This window comes from Polaromonas sp. YR568, from assembly GCF_900116715.1.
In the GTDB taxonomy this organism is placed as follows: domain Bacteria; phylum Pseudomonadota; class Gammaproteobacteria; order Burkholderiales; family Burkholderiaceae_C; genus Polaromonas.
Map to the genome: position 1 here is coordinate 612229 of NZ_FPBM01000001.1, position 20412 is coordinate 632640.

Sequence of the window (20412 nt, forward strand, 5' to 3'; positions counted from 1 at the left end):
CAAGCGCCGCTTACTGAACCGTCGAGCTGGGTGGCTGCTGGCTGGTCTGGCTGGTGAAGAGCTGCGCGGCATCCACCGGGTCGAAGTCATACTGCGCGCCGCAGAACTCGCAGCCCACCGCCACCTTTCCACGCTCCGAAATAATGCTTTCAATTTCGTCCGTGCCCAGGCTGCGCAGCATGCTGCCCACCCGGTCGCGCGAGCAACTGCAGGCAAAGCTGGGCGCCAGCGGCTCAAACCGCGTCACCTGCTCTTCCCAGAACAGGCGGCGCAAGATCGTGTCGGCATCCAGGGTCAGCAGCTCTTCACGCTTGAGCGTGCCGGCCAGCATGGCAATGCGTTTGTAGTCCTCATTCACACCGATCTGGTCTTCATTGGCATCCCGGTCAATCGTGCCTTCCAGGTTGCCCTGGCCCTTCACCGGCAGGCGCTGGATCAGCAGGCCCGCCGCAACCTTGCCGTCGGCGGCCAGGATCAGCTTGGTGTCGAGCTGCTCGCTCTGCAGCATGTAGTGCTCCAGCACTTCCGCCAGGTTCTCGATTTTTTCGTGATGGTCGCCAAAGAGCGGCACCACGCCCTGGTAAGCCTGCTGTCCCGGCAGCTTGTCTTTCGGGTCCAGGGTGATCGCGCAGCGGCCCTGGTTGCTCACGTTGACGAGCTGGCTTAGGGTGCTGCCCGGGTCCACCGCACCGGTGACCGTGGCTGTAGCGCGCAGGGTCAGGTCGGGTTGCACCTCGGCCACGGCCAGCTTGACCGGGCCATCGCCGAAGATTTGCAGGATCAACGCGCCGTTGAACTTGATGTTGCTTTGCATCAGCGCGCCCGCGGCCGTCATTTCCCCCAGCAGGTGCATTACCTCGGCCGGATAGCCGCCACCGGCCTGCCGGCGTTTCAGGATTTCCTGCCAGGAGTCGGTCAGGCGCACCAGAATGCCGCGAACGGGGAGCCCGTCAAAGATGAATTTATGCAATTCAGACATTGAGGCCCCTTGGTGGGATGGAAGCACCGACGCTAGCGCTCAGTGTGTACGTATTAGGTTTGGTCATTCTTGGGGTTTCAGGCAATCTTCTTGAGACCGGTCTTATAACGGCCGGCATTCTCAATATAGTGCTTCGCGATCATTTTTAAACCCTGGATCTGCTCGGGGGAGAGCTGCCTGACCGCCTTGGCCGGGCTGCCGATGATCAGCGAGCCGTCCGGAAACTCCTTGCCCTCGGTGACGACCGAGCCCGCACCGACCAGGCAGTTCTTGCCTATCTTCGCGTGATTGAGCACCACCGCCTGGATGCCAATCAGCGAGCCGTCGCCGATGGTGCAGCCATGCAGCATGACCTGGTGGCCGACCGTGACGTCTTCACCCAGGGTGAGTGGAACGCCCATGTCGGCATGCAGCACGCTGTTGTCCTGCACATTGGTGCCCCGGCCCACGGTAATCGTTTCGGTGTCACCCCGTATCACCACGCCAAACCAGACGCTGCAATCCTCACCCAGGCGCACATCACCAATCACCTGCGCGTTGTCGGCCACCCAGGCAGACGCGGGAACGGCGGGGGTCAGCTTGTCGAGTTGGTAGATGGCCATGGGTTTGATTTGGAGATTAAAGGGCAATTGGGAAAAACAGGCAATGAAAGGGGCGGAACCCGCTCGCAGGCCTCATGCCTCGATTGTAAGTAGGCCCCTGCCCAGCCCCGTGGGATCGCCGACAATTCCTCCCATGACGCCCACATCCCCTCCTCCAGAACTGCGCCAGCAAGCGCTGCAGGCGCTGCTGGAGTCAGATCCAGGGGAAAAAGTGCTTCAAACCCAGGCACTGCGGACGCAAGCCGCTAGCTTTCTGATAGCAAGCGATCTGGCGCTCCAGGCGCCTGCCGGCCTGCCCGGCTGCCCAGAGAGACCCGAGCTGCTCTCCCACCTCGACGTCCCCAAGCGCTCGCCCTTCACGCACGAAGGCCTGGCCGCCCTGCTGCATGCCGTGACGCATATCGAGTTCAACGCCATCAACCTCGCCCTGGACGCCATCTGGCGCTTTCCCGCCATGCCCAAGGCCTACTACCTCGACTGGCTCCAGGTCGCCGCCGAGGAGGCCCACCATTTCAGCCTGCTGCGCGCCCACCTGCAAACCATGGGCTACGACTACGGCGACTTCCCGGCCCACACAGGCCTGTGGGACATGACCGCCAAAACCGAAGGTGACGTGCTGGCCCGCATGGCGCTGGTGCCCCGCACCCTCGAGGCCAGAGGCCTGGACGCCACCCCGCCCATGCAGGCCAAGCTGCGCAAGGTCGGCACACCCGAGGCGCTTCAAGCCGTCGGCATCCTGGACATCATCCTGCGCGACGAGATCGGCCATGTCGCCATCGGCAACCACTGGTACCGGCACCTGTGCAACCAGCGCGGGCTGGAGCCGGTGGCGACTTACGCGTTGCTGGCCCGGCAATATGAGGCGCCCCGGCTCAAGGGCCCGCTGAACCTGGACGCCCGGCGGCAAGCGGGCTTTGACGAGGCCGAATTGGCCTTCCTGAATTCCTAGGCTTATACGGGGAAACGTCCTACATTCAGCGGCAACAGGGTTTTTCGAAGCTCGCTAGACTGCAAAAGCACTTGAAAAAGGAGTTTGCGCATGATCAGGCACCTGGTTCCAGACATCCCGCCGCAAATGCCGCGCCTGCCCGCGGACATCGCCCTTCAGCTGCCTCAAGGCCAGCGTCTGGGCTCGGCCAACGCACCCGTCAAGCTGGCGTTCTCCCATTGGTCCAGCATCGCCCGCCTCAAGGCCGGCCAGATAGGCGCCCTGGCGGAAGAATATGTGGAAGGCAAGCTCCAGCTTGAAGGCGCCATGCGCGACGTGATGCGCGCCGTCACCAAGCTGCTGCCGGGCAACCCGGTCCATAGCGACACCGGCTGGTGGTCCGGCCTGCTGCACCGCGCCAAGTCCCTGGCCGCCCACACCCACGCGCGCGATGCGGCGCAAATCCAGTTTCACTACGACGTGTCGGATGCCTTTTATGCGCTGTGGCTGGACCCGCGCCGGGTGTATTCATGCGCCTACTACAGCGACAACGCCATGACGCTGGCCCAGGCCCAGGAAGCCAAGCTGGACCACATCTGCCGCAAGCTCATGCTCAAGCCCGGTGAACGTTTTCTCGACATCGGCGCGGGCTGGGGCGGGCTGCTGCTGTGGGCCGCCGAGCATTACGGCGTGGACGCCACCGGCATCACGCTGTCTAAAAACCAGCATGCACATGTGCAGCGCCTGATCGAAGAAAAAGGCCTGGGTGGGCGCGTGCGCATGGAGTTGCGCGACTACCGCGACATGCCGGAAGACCAGCCCTTCGACAAGGTGTCGTCTGTCGGCATGTTTGAGCACGTGGGCCACGCCAACATGACCGCCTACTTCCAGAAAATCATGCGCCTGCTGACGCCCGGCGGGCTGGTGATGAACCACGGTATCACCGCAGGCGGGCTGGAAAACCGCCAGCTCGGCGCCGGCATGGGCGACTTCATCGAGAAGTACATCTTCCCGGGCGGCGAGCTGATGCATGTCAGCGCGGTGCTCGAACACATGTCGCGCGCGGGCCTGGAGATGGTGGACACCGAAAACCTGCGGCCCCACTATGCGCGCACGCTTTGGAACTGGTCGGATGCGCTGGAAGCGAAGCTCGACGACGCACGTCAGGTGCTGGTTGCAGACGGCGGCGCCGAGCGCGCTGAAAAAACCCTGCGCGCCTACCGCTTGTACCTTGCGGGCAGTGCCATGAGCTTTGAGCAGGGATGGATCTCGTTGCACCAGATGCTGGCGGCACGGCCTTCGGGCGATGTGCACAACACGACGGTGACTGGCGCTCAGTCGAGTTATCCCTTCACCAGAAAATACATGTACAACGCCACGTCCTGAGGGCGTTAAGGCCGACCTCAACCTCTCGGGTGATGCTGCGCGTGCAAGGCCTTGAGCCGCTCACGCGCCACATGCGTGTAAATCGTGGTGGTAGAGATATCGGCATGCCCCAGCAGCATCTGCACCGCGCGCAAATCGGCGCCGTGGTTCAGCAGGTGCGTGGCAAATGCGTGGCGCAGGGTATGCGGCGACAGCGGCGAATGGATGCCGGCCAGCCGCGCATATTTCTTCACCAGCATCCAGAACATCACGCGGCTCATGCCCTTGCCGTGGCCGGTGACAAACAGGTCGTCGGTCTGCTGACCGCCCAGGATGGCCGGGCGGGCGTCGGCGAGGTATCTCACGATCCATTCCCGCGCCACCTGACCGAAAGGCACCAGCCGCTCCTTGCTGCCTTTGCCCATGATGCGCAGCACGCCTTCATTGAGGCTGACGTGAAAGGTCTTGAGCCCCACCAGCTCGCTCACGCGCAGGCCGCTGGCGTACAGCAGCTCCAGCATGGCCCGGTCGCGCTGGCCCAGCGGAGTGTCCACATCAGGCGCGGCCAGCATGGATTCGACCTGCGCTTCACTCATGACCTTGGGAACACGCAGCGCCTGCTTGGCCGACTGGAGTTTGAGTGTCGGGTCAGCCGTGATGAAACGCTCACGCAACGCCCAGCGGAAGTAGCGCTTGAACACCGTCAGGCGACGGTTGGCCGAAGTCGCCTTGGTCGCCGCGTGCCGCGCTGAAAAATAGCTGTTGAGATCGGTCTCGGCCGTCTCGTCTAGCTTGCGCCCGCCCTGCTCTTTGGCGGCCAGCCAGGTGGCATAAAGCGAGAGGTCGCGCCGGTAGGCCGCGAGCGTGTTTTTCGACAGGCCGTCTTCCAGCCACAAGGCGTCGATAAACCCATCAATGCTGGACTGGCTTTCTGGCTGCATGGGGTGACCATAACAAAAAAGCCGCCGTGCATTGAGATGCAGGGCGGCCGGTTCGCTGTCAGTCCGGCAAAAACCGGCCCTGGAAGCTATTGACGATCGGGAATTACTCCAGCTTGAGCTTGGCGGAATCCACAACCTTTTTATAGACCTCGTACTCGGCCTTGATCTGCGCCGTGAACTGCTCAGGCGTGTTGGCCACGATCAGCGAGCCCGTGTCTTCGATGCGCTTGCGCACGGCCGGGTCTTCCAGCGACTTCTTCACGCCCGCGCTGACCTTGTCGACCACTTCCTTCGGCAAGCCCTTGGGGCCGATCACGCCGTAGTAAGCCATGCGGTTCACCGGCTCCAGACCCACTTCCTTGAAGGTCGGCACATCAGGCAGCACAGCCAGGCGCTGGGGCGCGGCCACCACGATGGGGATCAGGCGTTTTTGCTGGATGAAAGGCAGCGCGGAAGGCAGGTTGTCAAAAATCATCGGGACCTGGCCGGCCACCGTGTCATTGAGGGCCGGGCCCGCACCGCGATAGGGAATGTGGGTCACAAAAGTGCCCGACATGCTCTTGAAGAGCTCCATCTGCAGGTGGCCGATGCCGCCCGTACCCGACGACGAGTAGGAGTACTTGCCGGGGTTCTTCTTCAGCTCGGCCACAAACTCCTTGTAGTTGCGCGCCGGAAAGCTCGGGTGCACCGCAATGATGTTGGGCGTGGCGGCAATGTTGATGATGGGCGTGAAATCCGTCAGCGTGTTGTACGGAATCTTGGGGTTGATGGCCGGGTTGGCCGCCGTGGTGGACACCGTGGCCACACCCAGCGAATAACCGTCCGGCACCGCGCGGGCCGTTTCGGTCGCGCCCACCACGCCGCCGCCGCCGGCCTTGTTTTCAACGATCACGCTCTGGCCCAGGGCCTTGCCCAGCGGCTCGGAGATCACGCGGGCGACGATGTCGGTGGTGCCGCCGGGCGCGAAAGGCACCTGCAGCTTGACCACCTTGTTGGGGTATCCCTGTGCCAATACAGGGCTTGCAGCGGCGCCGAGCACAAGCGCAGACACCACAGAGTAGGCAAACAGATAACGACGTTGCATGTTCAGGTCCTTCCGATAGAGAAACAGCAGGAATGGTAAACGCAAGCGCCGTGCCCGCAGCTTGTGGATTACGCATAAGGGCAAACCCGGAGGGATTGCGGTTATTCTCGGCGGGGTGAACTACGCGCAGCTTCTTTTCCCCGACTTTTCCCTCATTGTTTGCGGCTACCTGGTGTGCCGTTACACCGCCCTCAACCGCACCGTCTGGGAGCAGGTGGAGAGCCTGGTTTATTACTTTTTGTTTCCGGTCCTGCTCTTTCACTCCATCGTGAAAAGCCCGCTGGACCTGGGCGCCACCTCCAGCCTGATCAGCGCTGGTGTCTTGATGGGGCTCGCGGGCATTGCCATGGCCTACAGCCTGCCGCACCTGCCCTGGCTGCGCCGGCACATCGATGCACGCGAACACGCCGCCGCCGCGCAGGTGGCCTTTCGCTTCAACTCCTTCATCGGCCTGGCCATCGCCGACCGCCTGGCCGGTCCCCAGGGCCTGCAACTCATCGCCGTGCTCATCGGCGTGTGCGTGCCGCTCTTTAACGTGGCCGCGGTATGGCCCATGGCCCGGCATGCCCAACGCGGCTTCACGGGCGAGCTGCTGCGCAACCCGCTGATTCTGGCCACCGCCACCGGCCTCGTCGCCAACCTGCTGGGTTTCACCATCCCCATCTGGCTGGAACCCACCGTGACACGCATAGGCGCCGCCTCACTGGCCCTGGGCCTGATGGCCGCCGGCGCCGGCATGCAGTTCGCCCACTTGACCCAGGCCAAGACCCTGGCCATTGCCGTTCTCTCGATACGGCACCTGCTGCTGCCGCTGGTGGCGCTGGGCTTGTCCAGGGTGTTTGGGCTGTCACCGACGCAAACCACCATCCTGCTCGCCTTCTCGGCATTACCCACAGCCTCCAGCGCCTACGTACTGGCGGCTCGTATGGGCTACAACGGCGGGTACGTCGCGGGGTTGGTCACGCTCTCGACCATGCTGGGCGTGGTAAGTCTGCCGTTTGCACTAGGGGTACTGCGTTAGGACAAGTCCGCAGATATTCGGCTGCCCGGTATTCGGTTCCCGCTCCCGATTGCCCCTTCTGGCTGCGCCGAGGAGCGGAGGTCCAGACGGATCAGGGCAAAAACTTGTTTGAGCGAAGCGAGTTGTTTTTGACCCCGTCTGGACCGAGCACCGCAGGTTGCCCGGAGCGAAGCGCAGGGACGCAGACAGTAGGGTCGCCTTTTCTTTGCTTACTTTCTTTTGGCGAAGCAAAAGAAAGTGAGTCGCCGCCGGGCGACCCCGGCCAGCAGGAGTCAGAGGAAGGCACGCCGCTGGAACAAGACCAGCCTCAAGAAGCACTCTTCTTAGCGATGTATTCATCCATCCGGCTAAGCAACCGCCACCACTCCGACCCATCCTCCCGAAAAGTCCGAATCGCCCCCGCCCGCACAAGAATCTTGCGCAGCTCGTCCTCATCAAACCCGCCCAGATGCATCTGCAGGGTTTCAAACGAGCGGTCGGTGTAGCCCTTGTGACTGAGGAAATGGCGCGCGGTTTCTTCCGCCATGAACTCGGTCTTGTTCTGCTCGTGCGCCAGCGCGAGCTGGTGTTTATGCAGCTGGCGGTTCAGGAAGAAGGTGATGCTGCCGCCTACGACCGCGCCGACTAGCGAAGCCAGCGCGCCTGAGATGGTGGGGTCCATGGGGGTGTCCTTTCATGCACAGGCATATTACAAGCTACAAGCGAAGGGGTTTCATTGGGCAAGCGCCCATTCGACATGCTCGGTGACCAGTTCGCCGCAGCCCGAGGCGCGTGCCAGCAGCGCCTCACGCAGGGGCTGCGCCTGCGCCGCGTCCAGTACGCGCAAGGCATTGCCCATCGCCACCGCAATATTGCGCAGCCAGCGCTCGTGGCCGATACGCCGGATCGGGCTGCCCTCGGTGAAGCGCAAAAAGCCTTCCTCCGTCCAGCCGAACAGGGTCACCAGCTGCTGCCCCGTCAAACCACGGCGCTCATCAAAATCCGGCAGTGCGCTGCGCTGGGCGAACTTGTTCCAGGGGCAGATCAGCTGGCAGTCGTCACAGCCGTAGATGCGGTTGCCCATCAGTGGGCGCAGCTCCAGCGGGATGGCGCCGGCGTGCTCAATGGTCAGGTAAGAGATGCAGCGCCGCGCGTCCAGCTTGTGCGGCGCAATGATGGCGCGCGTGGGGCATACGTCGATGCAGGCCTGGCAGGTGCCGCAGTGCGGCGTGACAGGCTCGCTGTGCGGCAGGGCGATATCGACATAAATCTCACCCAGGAAAAACATGGAGCCCGCTTCGCGGTTGAGCAGCAGCGTGTGCTTGCCGCGCCAGCCCTGGCCGCTGCGCGCCGCCAGTTCGGCCTCCAGCACCGGGGCCGAATCGGTGAAAGCGCGGTGGCCCAGCTGTCCCACATGCCCGGAGATGCGCTCGCTGAGCTTTTGCAGGCGTGAGCGCAATATCTTGTGATAGTCGCGGCCGCGGGCGTAGACCGACACGATGCCTTCCGCAGGCCGCTCCAGCCGGCTGAACTCCAGGGCCTGCCATTCGCCAGGTACGGCGGCTGTCGAAGCTGGCAGGTAGTCCATGCGCGCCGTGATGACGCTCACCGTGCCGGGAATCAGTTCGGCCGGCCGCGCACGCTTGAGGCCATGGGCGGCCATGTAATGCATGTCGCCATGAAAGCCTGCCGCCAGCCAGGCCGATAATCCGGACTCAGCCGACGATAAATCGACGCCGGCAATGCCAATTTGCGAAAATCCAAGCTCGCGCGCCCAAGTTTGAATTTGAGAAACGAATTGATGACTGTTCAAAGAGTTGCCGGCGGACACCCGCTGATTGTAAAAAACATTGCCTGGCCCGACGAGGCGGCCACGGCAGCGTTTGCAAAAGCGCTGGCGAATCACCCCGCCGTCGGCCGCGCACTGATTGAGCTGCAGGGCGATCTGGGCGCCGGCAAAACCACCTTTGTGCGCCATTTGCTCAAGAGCCTGGGCGTCGAGGGCCGCATCAAAAGCCCCACCTATGCGGTGGTCGAGCCCTACACTCTGCCGGAGATGAACATCTGGCACTTCGACTTCTACCGCTTCAACGACCCGCGCGAGTGGGAAGAAGCCGGCTTTCGCGACATCTTTGCCGCCGCCGGCCTCAAGCTGGTTGAATGGCCCGAAAAAGCCGGCCCGCACCTGCCGCAGCCCGATCTGCTCCTGCACCTTGAAGTCCTGCCGGACGACAGCCGCACAGTCACCCTGACAGCCCACACGCCCACCGGCGCGGAGCTGCTGGCATGAAGCGCAGCTCCATCAACCGCCGCAGCGCCCTGCGAATAGGCAGTGTCGTGCTGCTGCTGGGCGTGCAGCACATCGCACGCGGCGCCACCATCGTGGCGGTGCGCGTCTGGCCTTCCAAAGACTACACGCGGCTCACCATCGAGTCCGACGGTGAAATCAAGGCGCGCCAGTTCTTTGTCGCCGAACCGCCGCGGCTGGCCGTCGACATCGAAGGCATAGACCTGATCCCGGCGCTGCGTGAACTCGTGGCCAAGGTGCGGTCCGACGACCCCAACATCTCCGGCATCCGCGTCGGACAAAACGCGCCCGGCGTGGTGCGCCTGGTGATAGACCTCAAGCAAGCCATTCTTCCGCAGGTGTTCACCCTGCCCCCTGTGGCGGCGTATCAATACCGGCTGGTGTTCGATCTTTACCCCACACAGGTCGCCGACCCGCTGGAGGCGCTCATCGCCGAGAAACTGGCGGACAAGCAGGCCGGCACCGCCGCCGCGCCTACACCCGCGCCCGGCAGCGACCCGATCGCCGACCTGATTGCCAAACAGTCGGGCAAGCAAACCGACAGCAAACCGCCGCCGGCAGTCGTCGCCGAGAAGGACAAGGACAAAGCTCCCTCGCCGACCACTACCCCTAATCCGGCTATCCCGGGCAATGCCAGGCCGGCTCCCGAAACAGCCCCCGTCGCCAAAAGCAAGACTGACCGCCTCGTCATCGTCGCGCTGGACCCAGGCCACGGCGGTGAAGACCCAGGCGCCATCGGCCCCGGTGGCACACGCGAGAAAGACGTGGTGCTGCAGATCGCGCACCGCCTGCGCGACCGCATCAACCAGCAGCCGAATATGCGCGCCTACCTCACGCGTGATGCCGACTTTTTTGTGCCGCTGCACATCCGCGTGCAAAAGGCGCGGCGCGTGCAGGCTGATCTGTTTATCAGCATCCATGCCGATGCCTTTTTCACCGCACGGCCACAAGGCGCCAGCGTGTTTGCGCTCAGCGAAAAGGGCGCGTCCAGCAGCGCCGCACGCTGGATCGCCGACAAGGAAAACTCCGCAGACCTGGTGGGCGGCATCAACGTCAAGGCCAAAGACGCGCAGGTGCAAAAAGCCCTGCTCGACATGAGCACCACGGCGCAAATCAACGACAGCCTGAAGCTGGGCAGCGCCATGCTGGGCGAGATCGGCAATGTCGGCAAGCTGCACAAACCCAAGGTCGAACAAGCCGGCTTCGCGGTGCTGAAGGCGCCCGACATCCCCAGCGTGCTGGTAGAGACCGCCTTTATCAGCAACCCCGACGAGGAGGCCAGACTGCGCAGCGAGGCCTACCAGATCCAGCTGGCCGATGCACTGATGCGCGGCATCTCGCGTTACTTCGCGCGCAACCCGCCGCTGGCGCGCAACCGCGCCGTCTAGGGCACCGCATAAAGCCTGCGAACCACCGCAGGCCCGGAAAACACCGCCTGAGCGCCGGGATTACCACTTAAGACTGCAGCGGGCCGACAGTCTGCGGCGACCTTCTCCTACAGCCCCGTAACGGTTGACCACATACATTGAGGTCACAGGCAGGGCCGGGACTTCACAGTGAATGTCATCAGCAAGAGCCTGAAACTCTTAGCAAAGGTAAACAACCATGAACACGAAACTTATCCTGTCGACAGCAGCAGCAGCGGCACTCATCGGCCTCGGCGGTTGCAGCACCAGTCCCACGAATGCACAAATCGGCACCGGCGTGGGCGCAGTAGCCGGCGGCGTGTTGGGTAACGCCGTATTCGGCAGCACGCTCGGCACCGTGGGTGGTGCAGCAGCGGGCGCCCTGATCGGTAATGAAGTCGGCAAAAAACGCTGAGCTTCGGTAAAAAAAGGTAAGTAACTTCGCAGAGTGGTTCGAACCACTCTGCAAGTCAGTTTTGCACTGTTCCGTCCGCTTAAGATCCGCCGGTCAGTAACAACATCAACAACTATCGGGCTTCATCATCACGAAGTCCGCAACCGGTAAACCCAATGATTTCAAAATTCTCGATGACAGCTGCGGCTTGTGTTTTGGCTCTCACAACCATGACGGGTTGCGCCAACCGCCCGACCAACGCCCAGATCGGCACTGCGGCCGGCGCTGTTGTAGGCGGTGTTGCCGGCAATGTTTTGCTCGGCGGGCCACTTGCCACTATTGGCGGCGCGGCAGCCGGTGCGTTGATCGGCAATGAAGTCGGAAAGAAGCGCTAAACGGGATAGATCAGCGAGTTGAGGATCATCTCGCTGTCATACACACAAAGACGGCTCCTGAATTTCAGGAGGCCGTCTTTTTTAATGAGCTCGTCGACATAGCGGCCCACGGTGTAGACCTCGCTCACGCCGCCCGGCTTGGTGCGAAAGACCGCGTAGTTCGCCTCGGCGCCGACAAGCTCGCCCTCCTCCACAAGCTCGTGCGACACAATGCGCGCCGGGCTGATGATGTGGCGCATGTAATAAGGCCCGTGGTAAATGGTCTGCGTGACGCCGTAGACACGGTCTTTCATCATGCCGCGGCTTTCCAGCGCCATCAGAGCCAGGGGCAGGCCGCGGTCAAAGTTCTCGCGGGCCTGCACCTTGTAGCGGCCGTCTTCCACAAAAAATTCGGGCCACTCGTCAAAGCGTTTTCCATCCAGCGCCGCCGCGTAGGCCGCATTGAGCTGGTCCACCTCCTGTTGCAGCATCAGGCGCTGCAATCCTTGCTCACTTGCCGTCATTTCGGTCGTCTCGCTCATAAGCCCATGACTTTCTTCCAGTAGGCGTACATGCTGCGGATCAGTGTCTCGGTGACCATGTGCTCGGTCATCTCGGTGCCGGTGCCGCCCAGCTCGCACAGGGTGGCGCCGCTGTCGCCGGCCTGCGCAAAGCCGGCCTGGCTGAACTCGATCACTTCGCCGTCGTCGGCACTCACAAAGCCCGCCGGGCCGAACAGGTTGGCCTGGCGCAGGCGGCGCTGCGTCATCTCGGGCGTGTCGTCGGCAAAGCCGAAATGCGTCCAGATGAAATCAAACTCGCCCTGCCCACGCGGCACGATGTGGCGGGTGCTCAGCGAGTTGACCTGCTGCTGGATGATCAGGCTGGGGAACAGCGTGATCATGGTCACGGTGGGCATGATGTCGCTGCCCGGATTGGAGGGGTCTGCTACCCGCCACCAGGGCTCGGGCACCACGTCCAGCAGACGGTCGTCATTCAGCGCCATATTGGCCTTGAACGAAGTCACGCCCTCGGTGACGGCGGCGTTTTGCCCGCCTTCGTTGCGACGCGAGATCATCACGGCGTGGCGGCCTTCACCGTCCATCACCATGCGGCTTTTCTGGTCGGCCCGCCAGAGCCCGAAAGTGACGAACCAGGTGTGCAGCAGGCCCGGGTGGTAAGGGTCCTTGATGTTTTCCATCATCAGCTTCCAGTTGCCCGGAATGCGCTGACGGTTGTAGCCCAGCAGCGTCAGCTTGCGCGCGCCTTCCGGGCCTTTGAAGATGCGGTCGAGCCAAGGCATGATCTGCGGGCCCAGGTAGTCTTCCAGCGGCTCGGTGTCTGCGCTGAAGGTGGCAAACACCAGGCCGTGCAGCACCGCCACACGCAGCTTGGTCAGGCCGTGGTCCTTCAGGTCAAAGCCCTCGGGCATGCCGCCGTTGACGCAGTCGCCCTCTTTCACACCGTCCTTGAAGGGCAGGCCCGCCAGGTCGCCGTTGAGCTTGTAAGTCCACTGGTGATAGGGGCACACAAAGCTGCGCGCATTGCCCTGCGGGTTCTGGCAAAAGCGCACGCCGCGGTGGGCGCAGCGGTTTTCGACCACACGTATGCCGTGGTCGGTAGCGCGATCCTTGGGGGCGATGCGGTCGCGCACCATGAGCACCTGGCGTTCGCCCACATGGGTGAGCCTGTAGTCGCCCACATTGGGAATTTCGGCTTCCAGCCCCACATAGCACCAGTGCGCGCCGTAGAAGATTTTCTCCAGCTCGCGCTGGTAGAGCTGGGCGTCGGTATAGGCCCAGAAAGGGACGCGGCTGGAGCCGGGCTGTGTCCAGCGGGAAAACTCAGTGCTTGAAAGAGGCGGCGCGTTCATGGGTTCTCGCACAAAAAATGGGATGCGGAATAAATAATACGCTTACTTATCAACTCCTACCCACCGGGTTTCTCCCCGGCGCCACCTGGCGTCTCTTGGTGCTTCTTGACACTCAGGCCGGAGGCATCGCGGACATGGCCTTGCGCCTGGCCTTCCAGGCGCCAAAAATCACAATCAGGCCGGGGACCAGGATCATGGCCCAGATAATTTTGTCGAGGTGGGTTTTGACAAACGGAATGTTGCCGAAGAAGTAGCCCACCGTCACAATGCCGCCCACCCACAGCGCGGCGCCCGCCACGTTGTAGAGCGTGAACTTGCTGCGCGTCATGTCCGACACACCCGCCACGAAGGGCGCGAAGGTGCGCAGAAACGGCATGAAGCGCGCGGCGATGATGGTGACGCCGCCATAACGTTCGTAAAACGCATGCGCCTGGTCAAAGGCTTTTTTGTTGAACCAGCGGGAGTTTTCCCACTGGAAGACCTTGGGCCCCAGGGAGCGGCCTATCGTGTAGTTGCACTGGTCGCCCAGCACGGCCGCCACAAACAGCAGGCCGACCGCGACCGGGAAACTCATCAGGCCCACGCCGCACATCGCGCCCACCACAAACAGGAGTGAGTCGCCCGGCAAAAACGGCATGACCACCACGCCGGTTTCGACAAAAATGATGATGAAAAGAAGTGCGTAGACCCAGGCGCCGTAGCTGGTGACAAAGGCTTCGAGGTGCTTGTCGACGTGAAGGATGAAATCGATGAAAAAGGTGGCTAGTTCCATACCGCCGATTTTGACAGGTGAACGCGTGCTTTCCAGAATGCCCGTGCCGGACTCAGGCCATGCGGCCTGGCATCCGGTCGTCAGTTTGTCCGCTCACCAGTCCGTCAGTTCGCGCGCACCCGGGTCATGACGTGTACCAGGCCCTTGCCGGGCGCGTAGACGTAGCCGTAGCTGCTGCCGCTTGTCTTGTAGCCGTACTGCATGGCGCCTGGAATGCCCTCCCAGACGCAGGAGAGTTTCTCCATCTCCAGGTGCGAAGGCTCATAGCGTGTGCCGCGGGGAAACTCGTAATACGTCGCGTAGGTCCGCTTCTGGCCCTGCGTCCACATGCCGATCGGGTACTTGCCCTCGTTGGTGATGTTGCCGATGCGCTGATCGAATACGCGGCCCATGGCGGTGCGGTCCGGCGTCATCGCATAACGCTCAAAGGCCCGCGGGACTTTGCGCTCATAGACCTCGTAGTTCTTGCCTCCCTGCCCTTGCCATGCGACGGGGCCCTTGAGCGTCACGTCGCCGCCGGCCAGCGAACCGTCCGGCAACTCGTCGCTGAAGGTGTAAGTACGTTCCACCGGCGCCATGACCAGCTCATTGCCGGCGGGCATGGGGCTGCCCGTCAAAAGCTCCACTGGCAAAAAGCGCTCTTTGACGCTTTCGTCGTGCACACAGACGGGGGCTTGGGCGGCGGCTGGTGCGCCTTGCGCCCGGGCGCCACCGAGCAGGCAGAAAAAGCCCAGAACGGGCAGAAGCAAACGTGTTTTCTGGAGTGGCATGGCTTCCTTGAAGTGGCGGGCAAAGCGATTGAGACTGGACACCGGCGCTGCGCCCATGCGCGAGCAACACAATATTACAAGTTCGCCGCGCAAGCCCGTACCGCCCGGCGGGCTCTGCGCCGCTTTTCATCTTGAAAAAGGGCAAACCCCTAGAATCATCCCGACATGACCTCCCTGCAACAGACCACCCGCCGCCCCATCCGCGAGCTTCCCGACGAACTCATCAGCCAGATCGCGGCCGGCGAAGTGGTGGAACGCCCGGCCTCCGTGGTGCGCGAACTGGTCGACAACGCGCTGGATGCCGGCGCCACCCAGGTGACAGTGCGGCTACTGGCAGGCGGTGTGCGGCTGATTCTGGTGGAGGACGACGGCTCCGGCATTCCGCGTGAAGAGCTGCCGGTGGCGCTGCGGCGTCATGCCACCAGCAAGATCGCCTCGCTGCAGGACCTTGAAGCCGTGGGCACCATGGGTTTCCGGGGCGAAGCACTGGCGGCCATCAATTCGATTGCGGACATGAGCCTGCTGTCGAGAACCGCCGGCGACGAACACGCCTGGCAGCTTGACGGCCGCACCGGCGAGCTCAAACCCGCGCCGCGCAACCGCGGCACCAGCGTGGAAGTGCGCGAGCTGTTTTACGCCACACCTGCGCGCCGCAAATTTTTAAAGACCGACGCCACCGAGCTGGCCCACTGCATTGAAGCGGTGCGCCGCCATGCGCTGGTGCGGCCCGATGTGGGCTTTGCCATCTGGCATGAAGGCAAACTGGTGGAGCAGTGGCGCGCCGCCACAGGCGAGAACGCCCACCAGCAACGCCTGGCCGATGTGCTGGGCAATGAGTTTGTCGAGCAGTCGGTCACCGTGAGTTATGAAAGCAGCGCCCGCCGCGCCGACGGCCTCCCCGCCGTGCGTGTGTGGGGTGTGGCTGGCATCCCCGATGCGGCCCGCTCGCGCGCCGACCAGCAGTTCGCCTACGTGAACGGCCGCTATGTGCGCGACAAGGTGCTGACCCACGCGGCGCGCAGTGCCTATGAAGACGTGCTGCACGGCCACCGCCAGCCGGTGTATGCACTCTATGTCGAGATCGACCCCGCCCGCGTGGATGTGAACGTTCACCCGACCAAGATCGAGGTGCGCTTTCGTGACAGCCGCGAGGTGCACCAGGCGGTGCGCCACGCGACGGAGAACGCGCTGGCCGTTCCCCGATCAGCCGTAGCAGCTGCCGCCGCGCCCGCGGCCGATGCGACGAACGAGTCTTCAGAACCCAACCTGGCTTTTTCGCGCCAGGGATGGGCGCAACCGGCTATTAATTTCGCTGCCAACGGCGGCAACCGGGTTTCCGACTTCGAAGCCATGTGGCCTGCAAGGCCGCAAGCACAGCCAGGCGGTGCAAACGGCTTTGCGGCAGACGACGGGTCTTTGCCTGCTTTCACCGCGCAGGCCGCCGACACGCCCAATGCCTATAACCCCTATAACGCCTATGGCGCCCCCGACAGCGCCGCCCCCAGCAGCAGCGACGGCAGCTTCACGCCCCTGCCCCCCGGCGACTGGCCGCTGGGCCGCGCGATTGCCCAGCTGCAGGGTATTTATGTGCTGGCCGAAAACACCCAGGGCCTGGTCATCGTCGACATGCATGCCGCGCACGAGCGCATCGTTTATGAACGCCTGAAAACCCAGATGGACGCCGGCGACGGCGCCAGCATTGCCAGCCAGCCGCTGCTGATTCCGGCGACCTTTCCCGCCAGCCCGCAGGAAGTGGCCACGGCCGAAGCCAGCGCCCAGACCTTGGCGACGCTGGGCCTGGAGATCACGCCCTTCTCGCCCAAAACCCTGGCCGTGCGCGCCGTGCCCACCAGCCTGGCGCAAGGCGATGCGGTGGAACTGGCCCGCAGCGTGCTGGCTGAGCTGTCCCAGCACGACGCCAGCACCGTGATCCAGCGGGCGCAAAACGAGTTGCTCTCGACCATGGCCTGCCATGGCGCGGTGCGGGCCAACCGCAAGCTCACGCTCGACGAAATGAACGCCCTCTTGCGCCAAATGGAAGCCACAGAGCGCTCCGACCAATGCAACCATGGCCGACCGACCTGGCGCCAAGTCAGCATTAAAGAGCTGGACGCGCTTTTCATGCGCGGGCGCTAGGCCATTCAGGGTCACGAAGCTTTTCAAAACTTCACCGCGCGGATACCCTCGCAGAGGTGTACGGGCGCAAGAATTGCATGCCTGAAGCTGTTACAGATCGGGCAAGCGACGGAATCAAGCCGCCTCTGAGAACTTTTTGAGCAGGATGCACTCAGTCATGACCATGAAACGCTGGCACCTCTTCACTTCTTTTGGCATGGCGCTGGCGTTGCTGGCCGGTTGTGCCACCCTAGACGAAAAACAGCGTGCCTGGATCTTCCAGCCCAGCGACCGCACCTGGAGCGGCGGCGCCGCAGCTGCCGTGGGCATGGACGATGTCTGGGTTGATTTCACTCCCGCCGGCAAGGACCAGCCCGTGCGCCTGCACGGCCTCTGGCTGGCCAGCGACAAACCCAACCCCGAAAAAGCACCCGTGCTGCTCTACCTGCACGGTGCACGCTACAACGTCACCGGCTCCGCGCCGCGCATGCGCCGCATGCAGGAGCTGGGCTTTTCGGTGCTGGCCATCGACTACCGCGGCTTCGGCAAAAGCACCCATGAGCTGCCGTCCGAAAAATCCGCCTACGAAGACGCCCGCGCCGCCTGGGACTGGCTGGCCAAAAAATACCCGGACCGCCCGCGCTATATCTTCGGCCACTCGCTGGGCGGCCCCATCGCCATCAACCTGGCGACCGAGGTCAGCGACGAGCGCGGCACCATTGTTGAAAGCACCTTCACCTCGATTGCCGATGTGGTGAGCAGCTCGCCCCAGTGGGGCTGGATGCCGGTGTCGCTGCTCATCACCCAGCGTTTTGAAGCCGTGCGCAAGGTGGACAAGATAGGCTCGCCACTGCTCGTGGTGCATGGCGACGAAGACCGGCTGATACTGCCCGACCTGGGGCGCAAGCTCTATGCCGCGGCCGCCGAGCCCAAACGTTTCATGCTGGTCGAGGGCGGCTCGCACCACAACGCCAACCTCATCGGCCAGCCGCAATACCGCCAGGCGCTGGCTGAACTCTTCGGCATGCAATAGGCGGGGCGCGCGCGGGCCTGGCCACCCTGAAGCGCCTGTCTCCGCCGGGCAATCTGATACCCTCAGGCGGATGTCCGTCCCCTCTCCGTCCTCCCCGCACGCCGCCCCTCTCGAGGCGGCCACACCCGCCCCCATGTCGACCGGGCTGATCGTGCTGATTTTGTCGATGCTGCTGGGCATACAGCCCGTCACCACCGACCTCTACCTGCCGGCTCTGCCCGCACTCACCGAAGGCTTTGGCGCGGCCATGTCGCAGGCCCAGCTCACGCTCAGCGCACTTTTGCTGGCCTTCGGCGCTTCGCAACTGATCTGGGGCCCGCTGTCTGACCGTTTTGGCCGCCGGCCCATCCTGCTGTGGGGCCTGGCAGCCTACACCCTCGCCTCGATCGGCAGCACGCTGGCGCCGTCAATGGCGCTGCTCATCGTCTGGCGCATCGTGCAGGGCGCGGCCATGGGCGCGGTGGTGATGTGTGCGCGCGCCATCGTGCGCGACCTGTACCACCCACTCGAAGGCGCGCGTGTCATGTCCAAAGGCCTGAGCGGCCTGGGCGTGCTGGCCTGCATCTGCGCGCCGCTGGGCGGCGTGCTGTCGCAGCTCTATGGCTGGCGCATCGCCCTGGCGGCGCTGGCTGTGTTCGGCGCCGCCACGCTGGCCCTGGTCGGCCTGCGCTTTCAGGAGTCCCTGGCGCAGAAAAACCCCAACGCACTGCAGCCGCTGACGCTGTTTCGCACCTGGCTGCACATTCTGCGCAACCCCACCTTCCTGGCCTTCTCGGCCCTCACGGCGGCTTCCTACGGCGGGCTGTTCACCTTTCTGGCGACCTCGTCCTTTGTTTTCATCAAGGTGCTGGGCCTGAGCAAAACCGGCTACGGCCTGGTGATGTTTTCGATGTGCTTTTGCTACCTCACCGGCACTTTCATCTGCCGGCGCCTGCTGCCGCGCTTTGGCGTGCGGCGCTCGGTGGCCATCGCCGCCTGCCTGAGCCTGACGGCTGGCACCACCATGGGTGTGCTGGCGCTGTTCGGCATACAAAACGTCTGGGCCATCATGCTGCCCTTTTACCTCTTCATGCTGGGCCACGGCGTGCACCAGCCCTGCGGCCAGAGCGGCGCTGTCGGCCCCTTCCCGCAGGCGGCGGGCGCGGCTTCTGCGCTCAACGGTTTCCTGATGATGCTGGTGGCTTTTGCCATGGGTGGCTGGCTGGGCACCCATATGGACGGCACGGTGCGCCCGCTGACACACGGCATCTGGATGTGGAGCGTGCTGATCGCAACGGCGGCCTGGACGGTGGTGCAGAAATACGGCGAGCCTGCGCATGAGGCCGCCGCAAAAACCTGATACCGGGGCGGAAAGCACGTGAGCGCACCCTACATCTGCATCGCCGGGCCCACCGCATCGGGCAAGACCGCGGCCGCCATGGCCATTGCCCGGCAGTACGAGGTCGAGATCATCAGCGTCGATTCGGCCCTGGTGTACCGTGGCATGGACATCGGCACCGCCAAGCCCACGCCGGATGAACTCGCGGCTGTGCCGCACCACCTGATCGATATCCGCGACCCGTTGCAGGCCTACAGCGCCGCCGAGTTTGTGGCCGATGCGAACCGCCTGATTGAAGAGATCACCGTGCGCGGCAAGCTGCCGATGCTGGTGGGCGGCACCATGCTGTACTTCAAGGCGCTGTTTGACGGGCTGGACGACATGCCCAAGGCCGACCCTGCCGTGCGCGCCGCGCTGGCTGATGAAGCCGTGGCCAAAGGCTGGCCTGCGCTGCATGCGGAACTTGCGCGCGTGGACCCTGCCACGGCTGCGCGGCTCGCGCCCAACGACTCGCAGCGTATCTCTCGCGCGTTGGAGGTGTTTCGTGTGTCGGGCCAGCCGCTGTCATTCTTCCACCAGCAGGGCGCCCTCAAAAAAGAAGCGGCTAACGCCAGCCCTGCGGCAACTGCAAGCCTGATTTCCCTTGAACCCCAAGACCGCGCCTGGCTGCACGAACGCATCGCGCAGCGTTTTGACGCCATGCTGGCAGCCGGCTTTGTGGATGAAGTGAAAGCCTTGCGTGCGCGCGGCGACCTGAACCCCGACCTGCCGTCCATGCGCTGCGTCGGTTACCGCCAGGCATGGGAAGCCCTTGATCACGTTTATCCAATGAGCGAGCTGCGCGACAAAGGCATCTTCGCCACGCGCCAGCTGGCCAAACGCCAGATCACCTGGCTGCGCTCCATGCCGCAGCGCCATGTGGTGGCCTGCGATGGTGACAAACCTGTGACAGAGGTGCTGCACCAAATCGCACAGCTTATGAATGCGGCCAGGCGCTAGCCCTGCTTGATAAGCCCCGGCATAGCTGCAAGAATGGGGCGCGCTTTATTTCTCCCCGTGTCTTTTATTGACTCTTGTTGATCCCTGAAGCGAAGCGAAGTGAAGCGCACCTGCCTTGCCTGCCTGAAGTTTTCATAACAAAAGGAGAGTG

The 20412-nt window shown here is 63.4% G+C and carries 21 protein-coding genes; 11 read left to right on the top strand and 10 right to left on the bottom strand.

Features of this window, described 5'->3' with window-relative positions; all coding sequences use genetic code 11:
• Positions 1-10: 10 nt before the first annotated feature.
• Together BM408_RS02870 and BM408_RS02875 are read right to left on the bottom strand one after the other, a co-directional pair.
• On the bottom strand, positions 11-979 hold the full coding sequence (locus BM408_RS02870; RefSeq protein ID WP_092126664.1) for an Hsp33 family molecular chaperone HslO: 969 nt from the start codon (positions 977-979) through the stop codon (positions 11-13).
• Between the two features lie 77 nt (positions 980-1056).
• A complete protein-coding gene (locus BM408_RS02875; RefSeq protein ID WP_092126666.1) occupies positions 1057-1581 on the bottom strand; it encodes a gamma carbonic anhydrase family protein in 525 nt (174 codons plus the stop codon).
• 133 nt (positions 1582-1714) lie between these two features.
• On the opposite strand from BM408_RS02875, the gene BM408_RS02880 reads away from it, so the two are divergent.
• Together BM408_RS02880 and BM408_RS02885 are read left to right on the top strand one after the other, a co-directional pair.
• On the top strand, positions 1715-2530 hold the full coding sequence (locus tag BM408_RS02880) for a ferritin-like domain-containing protein (RefSeq protein WP_092126668.1): 816 nt from the start codon (positions 1715-1717) through the stop codon (positions 2528-2530).
• A gap of 90 nt (positions 2531-2620) precedes the next feature.
• Positions 2621-3895, top strand: coding sequence for a class I SAM-dependent methyltransferase (locus BM408_RS02885; protein ID WP_175541662.1), 1275 nt, complete (start codon positions 2621-2623; stop codon positions 3893-3895).
• 17 nt (positions 3896-3912) lie between these two features.
• On the opposite strand, the gene xerD is transcribed toward BM408_RS02885, so the two are convergent.
• On the bottom strand, positions 3913-4815 hold the full coding sequence (gene xerD / locus BM408_RS02890; RefSeq protein ID WP_092126670.1) for a site-specific tyrosine recombinase XerD: 903 nt from the start codon (positions 4813-4815) through the stop codon (positions 3913-3915).
• A 103-nt stretch (positions 4816-4918) separates the two neighbouring features.
• On the bottom strand, positions 4919-5899 hold the full coding sequence (locus BM408_RS02895; protein WP_092126672.1) for a tripartite tricarboxylate transporter substrate binding protein BugE: 981 nt from the start codon (positions 5897-5899) through the stop codon (positions 4919-4921).
• A gap of 115 nt (positions 5900-6014) precedes the next feature.
• Between BM408_RS02895 and BM408_RS02900 the strand changes: the two genes are divergently transcribed.
• Positions 6015-6920 carry an AEC family transporter gene (locus BM408_RS02900; RefSeq protein ID WP_092126674.1) on the top strand — a complete coding sequence of 302 codons (906 nt, stop codon included), beginning with the start codon at positions 6015-6017 and terminating at the stop codon, positions 6918-6920.
• Between the two features lie 307 nt (positions 6921-7227).
• On the opposite strand, the gene BM408_RS02910 is transcribed toward BM408_RS02900, so the two are convergent.
• Positions 7228-7581, bottom strand: coding sequence for a hypothetical protein (locus BM408_RS02910; RefSeq protein ID WP_092126676.1), 354 nt, complete (start codon positions 7579-7581; stop codon positions 7228-7230).
• A gap of 51 nt (positions 7582-7632) precedes the next feature.
• Positions 7633-8685 carry a tRNA epoxyqueuosine(34) reductase QueG gene (gene queG / locus BM408_RS02915; RefSeq protein WP_175541685.1) on the bottom strand — a complete coding sequence of 351 codons (1053 nt, stop codon included), beginning with the start codon at positions 8683-8685 and terminating at the stop codon, positions 7633-7635.
• Positions 8686-8700: 15 nt separating this feature from the next.
• Between queG and tsaE the strand changes: the two genes are divergently transcribed.
• The 4 genes from tsaE (at position 8701) to BM408_RS02935 (ending at position 11402) form a co-directional block, all read left to right on the top strand.
• Positions 8701-9189 carry a tRNA (adenosine(37)-N6)-threonylcarbamoyltransferase complex ATPase subunit type 1 TsaE gene (tsaE, locus tag BM408_RS02920; RefSeq protein WP_175541663.1) on the top strand — a complete coding sequence of 163 codons (489 nt, stop codon included), beginning with the start codon at positions 8701-8703 and terminating at the stop codon, positions 9187-9189.
• Positions 9186-10595 carry an N-acetylmuramoyl-L-alanine amidase gene (locus BM408_RS02925; RefSeq protein ID WP_092126678.1) on the top strand — a complete coding sequence of 470 codons (1410 nt, stop codon included), beginning with the start codon at positions 9186-9188 and terminating at the stop codon, positions 10593-10595. The genes tsaE and BM408_RS02925 overlap by 4 nt, the downstream gene beginning before the upstream one ends.
• Before the next feature lie 217 nt (positions 10596-10812).
• Positions 10813-11028 carry a glycine zipper 2TM domain-containing protein gene (locus BM408_RS02930; RefSeq protein ID WP_092126680.1) on the top strand — a complete coding sequence of 72 codons (216 nt, stop codon included), beginning with the start codon at positions 10813-10815 and terminating at the stop codon, positions 11026-11028.
• 155 nt (positions 11029-11183) lie between these two features.
• Positions 11184-11402 carry a glycine zipper 2TM domain-containing protein gene (locus BM408_RS02935; protein WP_092126682.1) on the top strand — a complete coding sequence of 73 codons (219 nt, stop codon included), beginning with the start codon at positions 11184-11186 and terminating at the stop codon, positions 11400-11402.
• Here BM408_RS02935 and BM408_RS02940 read toward each other — a convergent pair.
• The 4 genes from BM408_RS02940 to BM408_RS02955 form a co-directional block, all read right to left on the bottom strand.
• The gene (locus tag BM408_RS02940; RefSeq protein ID WP_371326982.1) at positions 11399-11923 is read right to left on the bottom strand and encodes an aromatic-ring-hydroxylating dioxygenase subunit beta; all 525 of its coding nucleotides are present in this window, start codon (positions 11921-11923) and stop codon (positions 11399-11401) included. The genes BM408_RS02935 and BM408_RS02940 overlap by 4 nt on opposite strands.
• On the bottom strand, positions 11920-13254 hold the full coding sequence (locus tag BM408_RS02945; protein WP_092126684.1) for an aromatic ring-hydroxylating dioxygenase subunit alpha: 1335 nt from the start codon (positions 13252-13254) through the stop codon (positions 11920-11922). The genes BM408_RS02940 and BM408_RS02945 overlap by 4 nt, the downstream gene beginning before the upstream one ends.
• Positions 13255-13366: 112 nt before the next feature.
• Positions 13367-14026 (bottom strand): DedA family protein, encoded by a 660-nt coding sequence (locus BM408_RS02950; RefSeq protein WP_092126686.1) that lies wholly within the window; start codon positions 14024-14026, stop codon positions 13367-13369.
• A gap of 104 nt (positions 14027-14130) precedes the next feature.
• Positions 14131-14796, bottom strand: coding sequence for a hypothetical protein (locus BM408_RS02955; protein WP_139237291.1), 666 nt, complete (start codon positions 14794-14796; stop codon positions 14131-14133).
• Positions 14797-14961: 165 nt separating this feature from the next.
• Here BM408_RS02955 and mutL point away from each other — a divergent pair, with 165 nt between their 5' ends.
• The 4 genes from mutL to miaA all read left to right on the top strand — a co-directional run bounded on the left by mutL (position 14962) and on the right by miaA (position 20261).
• Positions 14962-16932, top strand: coding sequence for a DNA mismatch repair endonuclease MutL (gene mutL, locus BM408_RS02960; protein WP_092126690.1), 1971 nt, complete (start codon positions 14962-14964; stop codon positions 16930-16932).
• Positions 16933-17095: 163 nt separating this feature from the next.
• Positions 17096-17944, top strand: coding sequence for an alpha/beta hydrolase (locus BM408_RS02965; protein WP_092127339.1), 849 nt, complete (start codon positions 17096-17098; stop codon positions 17942-17944).
• A 70-nt stretch (positions 17945-18014) separates the two neighbouring features.
• Positions 18015-19283, top strand: a complete 1269-nt coding sequence (locus BM408_RS02970; protein WP_371326983.1) for a multidrug effflux MFS transporter — start codon at positions 18015-18017, stop codon at positions 19281-19283.
• Between the two features lie 18 nt (positions 19284-19301).
• Entirely contained in the window at positions 19302-20261 is a 960-nt protein-coding gene (gene miaA, locus BM408_RS02975) for a tRNA (adenosine(37)-N6)-dimethylallyltransferase MiaA (protein ID WP_092126694.1), read from the top strand.
• Positions 20262-20412: the final 151 nt, after the last annotated feature.

Excerpts from the sequence above, each read along its gene's own strand:
- BM408_RS02940 (WP_371326982.1), bottom strand. The coding sequence starts at position 11,923 with ATGAGCGAGACGACCGAAATGACGGCAAGTGAGCAAGGATTGCAGCGC.
- BM408_RS02875 (WP_092126666.1), bottom strand. The coding sequence starts at position 1,581 with ATGGCCATCTACCAACTCGACAAGCTGACCCCCGCCGTTCCCGCGTCT.
- BM408_RS02955 (WP_139237291.1), bottom strand. The coding sequence starts at position 14,796 with ATGCCACTCCAGAAAACACGTTTGCTTCTGCCCGTTCTGGGCTTTTTC.
- BM408_RS02930 (WP_092126680.1), top strand. The coding sequence starts at position 10,813 with ATGAACACGAAACTTATCCTGTCGACAGCAGCAGCAGCGGCACTCATC.
- BM408_RS02945 (WP_092126684.1), bottom strand. The coding sequence starts at position 13,254 with ATGAACGCGCCGCCTCTTTCAAGCACTGAGTTTTCCCGCTGGACACAG.
- BM408_RS02895 (WP_092126672.1), bottom strand. The coding sequence starts at position 5,899 with ATGCAACGTCGTTATCTGTTTGCCTACTCTGTGGTGTCTGCGCTTGTG.
- BM408_RS02880 (WP_092126668.1), top strand. The coding sequence starts at position 1,715 with ATGACGCCCACATCCCCTCCTCCAGAACTGCGCCAGCAAGCGCTGCAG.
- BM408_RS02870 (WP_092126664.1), bottom strand. The coding sequence starts at position 979 with ATGTCTGAATTGCATAAATTCATCTTTGACGGGCTCCCCGTTCGCGGC.
- mutL (WP_092126690.1), top strand. The coding sequence starts at position 14,962 with ATGACCTCCCTGCAACAGACCACCCGCCGCCCCATCCGCGAGCTTCCC.
- BM408_RS02925 (WP_092126678.1), top strand. The coding sequence starts at position 9,186 with ATGAAGCGCAGCTCCATCAACCGCCGCAGCGCCCTGCGAATAGGCAGT.
- BM408_RS02965 (WP_092127339.1), top strand. The coding sequence starts at position 17,096 with ATGAAACGCTGGCACCTCTTCACTTCTTTTGGCATGGCGCTGGCGTTG.
- BM408_RS02970 (WP_371326983.1), top strand. The coding sequence starts at position 18,015 with ATGTCCGTCCCCTCTCCGTCCTCCCCGCACGCCGCCCCTCTCGAGGCG.
- tsaE (WP_175541663.1), top strand. The coding sequence starts at position 8,701 with ATGACTGTTCAAAGAGTTGCCGGCGGACACCCGCTGATTGTAAAAAAC.
- BM408_RS02910 (WP_092126676.1), bottom strand. The coding sequence starts at position 7,581 with ATGGACCCCACCATCTCAGGCGCGCTGGCTTCGCTAGTCGGCGCGGTC.
- BM408_RS02950 (WP_092126686.1), bottom strand. The coding sequence starts at position 14,026 with ATGGAACTAGCCACCTTTTTCATCGATTTCATCCTTCACGTCGACAAG.
- BM408_RS02885 (WP_175541662.1), top strand. The coding sequence starts at position 2,621 with ATGATCAGGCACCTGGTTCCAGACATCCCGCCGCAAATGCCGCGCCTG.
- BM408_RS02935 (WP_092126682.1), top strand. The coding sequence starts at position 11,184 with ATGATTTCAAAATTCTCGATGACAGCTGCGGCTTGTGTTTTGGCTCTC.
- xerD (WP_092126670.1), bottom strand. The coding sequence starts at position 4,815 with ATGCAGCCAGAAAGCCAGTCCAGCATTGATGGGTTTATCGACGCCTTG.